Origin of the sequence: Microbacterium sp. BF1 (genome assembly GCF_019279095.1) — a bacterium.
GTDB classification, from domain to species: Bacteria; Actinomycetota; Actinomycetes; order Actinomycetales; family Microbacteriaceae; genus Microbacterium; species Microbacterium maritypicum.
In genome coordinates, this window is sequence record NZ_JAGYWT010000142.1 from 1 (window position 1) to 5,570 (window position 5,570).

5 protein-coding genes are annotated in these 5,570 nt (G+C 66.2%); 1 reads left to right on the forward strand and 4 read right to left on the reverse strand.

All coding sequences use genetic code 11. The annotated features are described in order from the left end of the window. The 4 genes from KZA10_RS07005 to KZA10_RS07020 all read right to left on the reverse strand — a co-directional run. Positions 1-1,260: cystathionine beta-synthase (locus tag KZA10_RS07005; protein ID WP_218682506.1), on the reverse strand; the 1,260-nt coding region annotated here is incomplete at its 3' end. Between the two features lie 96 nt (positions 1,261-1,356). Continuing rightward, positions 1,357-2,319, reverse strand: coding sequence for a carbohydrate ABC transporter permease (locus KZA10_RS07010; protein WP_141385804.1), 963 nt, complete (start codon positions 2,317-2,319; stop codon positions 1,357-1,359). Continuing rightward, positions 2,316-3,455, reverse strand: coding sequence for a carbohydrate ABC transporter permease (locus tag KZA10_RS07015; protein ID WP_200942436.1), 1,140 nt, complete (start codon positions 3,453-3,455; stop codon positions 2,316-2,318). The genes KZA10_RS07010 and KZA10_RS07015 overlap by 4 nt, the downstream gene beginning before the upstream one ends. 102 nt (positions 3,456-3,557) lie before the next feature. After that, positions 3,558-4,874 carry an ABC transporter substrate-binding protein gene (locus tag KZA10_RS07020; protein WP_055865444.1) on the reverse strand — a complete coding sequence of 439 codons (1,317 nt, stop codon included), beginning with the start codon at positions 4,872-4,874 and terminating at the stop codon, positions 3,558-3,560. A 287-nt stretch (positions 4,875-5,161) separates the two neighbouring features. Between KZA10_RS07020 and KZA10_RS07025 the strand changes: the two genes are divergently transcribed. After that, the coding region (locus KZA10_RS07025; RefSeq protein WP_256934518.1) for a LacI family DNA-binding transcriptional regulator at positions 5,162-5,570 on the forward strand (409 nt) is incomplete at its 3' end.

Genomic DNA, 5,570 nt, shown 5'->3' on the forward strand with positions numbered 1-5,570 from the left:
GGTGTGGATGCCGACGAGCGGAAGCCGCTCCCCCACGTGCGCGCCGACGGCATCGGCCGCATTCGCCTCGCCACGGAACAGCAGATCGAGCAGCCCTTTCTCGTCGACCGTGCCGACCACCTCGCCCATCATGACCGGCGGTTCGGCGCTGAGCACGACCAGCTGCGAGACGTCGTACTCGGTCATGATGCCGATCGCCTCGAGCACGGTGTCGGTCGGGTGGGCGTGCACGAGGTCGGGGATTGCGGTGCCCTGCCGGGTCGGACGAGCTGCGAGCACGTCGGCGACGGTCTCCCCGTCCTCCACCTCGCTGAAGCCGTAGGAGCGCATCCATCCGTCGTTGAAGATCTTCCCCAGGTAGCCGCGCCCTCCGTCGGGAAGCAGCACCACCATCACAGCGTCCGCCGGCAGCTCCCGCGCCACGCGCAGCGCACCGACGACGGCCATGCCGCTCGACCCGCCGACGAGGATTCCCTCCTCGCGCGCGAGGCGCCGCGTCATCGCGAAGGACTCGGCATCGTCGACCGCGACGATCTCATGCGGCACCGTCGGATCATACGCGCCGGGCCAGATGTCCTCGCCCACGCCCTCCACGAGGTACGGCCTCCCGGTGCCGCCGCTGTAGACGCTGCCTTCCGGGTCGACGCCGACGATCCGCACCCGTCCTTCCGAGATCTCACGCAGGTACCGGCCCGTCCCTGTGATCGTGCCGCCCGTGCCGACGCCCGCCACGAAGTGCGTGACCTCGCCGTCGGCGTCGCGCCAGATCTCCGGTCCCGTGGTCTCGTAGTGGCTGCGCGGACCGTTCGGGTTCTCGTACTGGTTCGGCTTGAACGCCCCGGGGATCTCCCTGGCCAGTCGATCGCTCACGCTGTAGTACGACTCCGGACTGTCGGGAGAGACAGACGTCGGAGTGACCACGACGTCCGCGCCGTAGGCCCGCAGCACGTCGATCTTGTCCTCACCGACCTTGTCCGGCAGCACGAACACGCACTTGTAGCCACGCTGCTGCGCGACCAGCGCCAGGCCCACGCCGGTGTTGCCGCTGGTGGGTTCGACGATCGTGCCCCCGGGCTTCAGATCGCCCGAGGCCTCGGCGGCGTCGATGATGCGCGCGGCGATGCGGTCTTTCGAAGAGCCGCCGGGGTTCATGTACTCGAGCTTGACGAGCACCGTGCACGCGACGCCCTCGGTGACGTGCTGGAGCTTCACGAGGGGCGTGTCGCCGACGAGGTCCACGATGGAGTCTGCGTACTTCATGACTTCAGGGTAGACGCGCGGATGCCGCGACCGGGGCTGTATTGCACCCGACCGCGGCATCCGTCCTCTCGAAAGGCCCCCGCCGTCTCTCGAAGCTCAGCCCTTCGTCGATCCGGCCAGCAGGCCGCGGACGAAGTAGCGCTGCAGGGCGAAGAACACGATCAGCGGCACGATGATCGAGACGAAGGCGCCCGCCGTGAGCAGGTACCAGTCGTTTCCTCTCGTGCCCGTGATCTCGGCGAGCAGCTTCGTGATCGGCGCCGCGGCGCCGTCGGCGAACACCAGTCCGACGAGCAGGTCGTTCCACACCCACAGGAACTGGAAGATCGCGACGGACGCGATCGCCGGCATCGTCAGGGGCAGCACCACGCGGAAGAAGATCTGTCCGCGGGAGGCGCCGTCGACGCGTGCCGCCTCGATGATCTCCCCCGGGATCTCCGACATGAAGTTGTGCAGGAGGTAGATCGCCAGCGGCAGCGCGAACATGGTGTGCGCGATCCACACCTGCGCGTAGCCGGAGGACGCATCCAGCGGCGTCGTGACCTGCAGCCCGAAGAGGTTGATGCCTCGGGAGAACGAGCTCAGCAGCGGCACGAGCGCCATCTGGATCGGCACGATCTGCAGGGCGAACACGAAGATGAACAGCGCGTTGCGGCCCTTGAAGTCGATCCACGCGAAGGCGTACGCCGCCATCGACGCGATCATCAACGGCACCAGCGTCGCCGGGATGGTGATCGCGATGGAGTTGATGAACGATTCGAGGATGGTCAGCTGGGTCGTGCCGGACTGCAGCACGTCGACATAGTTCTCGAGCGTCACCTGCGGGTCGGAGAAGAACGTCCACCATCCGGACGACTGGATCTGGTCGCGAGGACGGAACGAGGAGATGAACAGCCCCAGCGTCGGAAGGGTCCACAGCACCGCGATCAGGATGGAGGCGACGGATGCCCAGGGGCGCGTCAGCTTCTTGCGAGTGCGCCCTGCGGCGCCGTCGAGGCCGCCCCCGGTCGTGATCGCTCGTGTGCTGACAGCGGATTCGGACTTCAGGGTGTCGGTCATCGGATCTCCCGCTGCTTCTTGATCTGGCGTGCGTTGTAGATGACGATCGGCAGCACCAGGATGAACAGGATGACGGAGAGCGCGGCACTGCGGCCGGCCTCGAACTTCGAGAACTGCGTGTACATCTCGTTCGCGAGCACCGAGGTTCCGTAGTTGCCGGCGGTCATCGTCCGCACGATGTCGAACACCTTGAGAGAGGCGATGGAGATCGTGGTCAGCACCACGATCAGAGCGGGCCGGATGGACGGGACGGTCACCGAGACGAACCGCTCCCAGGCGTTCGCACCGTCGAGTTCCGCCGCCTCGAGAAGCTCCTGCGGCACACCCTTGATCGACGCCGACAGCAGCACCATCGCGAAACCGGTCTGCACCCAGATGAGCACGACGATGAGGAACAGAGTGTTCCACGGCTCGTTCAGCAGCCACTGCTGCGGCTCACCCCCGAACCAGACCATGATCTGGTTGAGGAGTCCGATCTGCTCGAACTGGGGCCCGCGGTACTCGTACATGAAGCGCCAGATGATGCCGGCGCCGACGAACGAGATGGCCATCGGCATGAAGACGAGGACCTTGTAGATCTTCTCGCCGCGGGTGCGATCGATGAACACCGCGTAAGCCAGACCGACGATCGTCGAGACGGTGGGGACCACGAGCACCCAGATGATCGTGTTGACCACCGCGGTGATGCCGTCGGACTGCGTGAAGATCCACAGATAGTTGGCGAACCCGACGAAGTCCTTGCCCGACGAGCTCAGGAACGACGAGTACATCGTCTGGATCGACGGCAGGATCAAGCCGACCAGCAGCAGCAGGATCGCCGGTGCCATGAAGGCGACGAGCTGGATCAGGTATCCCGCGCCATCGCGTGATCGATAGTCCAGCCAGAAGAACAGCGCACCCACGGCGACGGCCACACCCATCGCCCAGTAGTAGGAGTTGAAGAACCACATCACGGCGAGCGGGATGAGCAGGCACATCGCCAGCCGGATGCCGGTGTACAGCGCCCCCCTGCGTGGAGCGATGTCCACGAGGAGCAGGATGACCGCCACGACCACCGCGAATGCGATGACGACGGCGACCGCCTGCAGGATCGGCGGGAGCGAGCCGATCCACTGGAAGAAAATTGTCGCGTTCACGGATTCCCCTTCATCACGCGGAGCGGATCGACGACCGCACATCGACGTGCGGCGTCATGAGAGAAGAAGGGCCGCCCCCCAGAGGGCGGCCCTCCTCTTCTCTCAGCTGGCGGGCCAGCCCGTCTGGATCTGCGTGAGGACGTCGTCCGTGGGGGTGCCGTTGACCCACGCCACCATGCCCTTCCAGAACGTGCCGGCGCCGACAGCACCCGGCATCAGGTCGGACGCGTCGAAGCGGAACGTCGTGTTCGGGTCCTGGAGGATCTTGATGGTCTCCTGCAGGATCGGGTCCTTCGCGTTCGCGGGGTCGAGCCCGTTGTTCGCGGAGGTGACACCGCCCAGGCTGACGCGGCTGTTCGCCCACTCGGGGCTGGACAGGTACGCGAGCACCTTCTGAGTGGCCTCGGAGTCGCTGAACGCTCCGACGATCTCGCCTGCACCGGTGACGGCGGAGTCATCCGCAGACTCGCCCGGGAGCATGAACGCCCAGACGTCGCCGTCCTCGGCGACCTCCGTGCCGTCGGGGAAGAAGCCCGAGAGGAACGAGGCCTGGTGGGTCAGCGCGCACTCGCCGCCGGCGAGCTTCGGAGCGACATCACCGAACGCGGTGGAGTTGATCGAGCGCACGTCACCGAAGCCGGCGTTGACGTTGGCCGGGTTCAGCAGGACCTCGCCGACCGAGTCGAACGCCTGCTTGATCTGCGGGTCGGTGAACTTGACCTCGTTGGTGACCCACTGGTCGTAGACGTCCGGACCGGACTGACGCAGCACGTAGTCCTCGACCCAGTCCGTTCCCGGCCATCCGGTCGCGGTGCCCGACTCGAAACCGGCGCACCAGGCGGGGGTGCCGGTCGTCGCCTGGATCTTCTCGGTGAGGGCGCCCATCTCGTCGAGCGTCTTGGGAACCTCGACGCCCCATTCGGCGAACTTTGCCGGCGAGTACCAGATCCAGCCCTTGACGTTGGCCATCAGCGGCGCACCGTAGAACGTGCCGTCGACCGTGCCGTAGTTGACCCAGTCCTCGGTCCAGTACTCGTTGGCGTTCTTCTCGACCTCTTCCGGCGCGGGCTTCAGGTAGTCGCGGTTGGCGAAGTCGGCGAACAGACCAGGCTGCGGGAAGATCGCGATGTCCGGCGGGTTGCCGCCCTGCGCACGCGTACCGAGCTGGGTCTCGAAGTCCTGGCTGCCCTCGTACTTGATCGTGATGCCGTTCTCGTCGGCCCAGTCCTTCCAGGACTCCTGGAGGAGCTTCGCCTCATCATCGACGATCGTGCCGTAGATCGTGACGGTGGCATCGCCCCCGTCACCCCCGTCGGTGCCGGGTGCCCCACCCGGAGCCCCACATCCGGCGAGCGCGATGCCCGCGACCCCCAGCAGGGCGAGCGGCGCGTAACGCCGGGAACGCTGTGACAGAGCCATGTGAATTCTCCTCTTCGAGTACAGGTTCCCGGCTGTGCGATGCCACCCCGGGGCATCGTTAGGGAACCGATTCCAGGCCAACCTACTGGCCATCCGCATCCCTGCACAACACGCTAGGGTCACAAGCTCGCAACCATTCGATGCACCGACTCCCGACGAGATGGGAGCGCTCCCTCGCCGTGCGCCTGGAACCGGTTCCCTTTTTCGGCGACGACGACTACGCTGTGACGCGGCGCGCACCCCGCGTCGAGGCCACGCAGGCCGCGTGATCAGGTCGAGGAGGACCGATGAGCACGATCGCGGATGTCGCGTCACGTGCAGGCGTATCGAAGGCCACCGCCAGTCGCGCCCTGAGCGGCCGCGGATACGTGTCGGAGGCGACCCGGAAGCGCGTCGAGAGCGCAGCTCGCGATCTCTCCTATGTCGCGCACTCCTCCGCCACGAGCCTGGCGACAGGACGCACCCAGACCGTGGGCATCGTCATGCCACCCGTGGACCGGTGGTTCTTCGCCGAGCTGCTCGCCGGGGTGCAGGAGTCGCTGTTCGCCCTCGACTACGACCTTTCGCTATGCGCTAGTGGGCGTGAGGCGGATGTCGCTACCGATGGAATCCCTCCTGGACACGACCTCCTGCGAGTTCAAGCTCGTGCTGAACCTGGGCGGCGAAACGATCGTCAGCGCGGTCCAACAAAGGAGC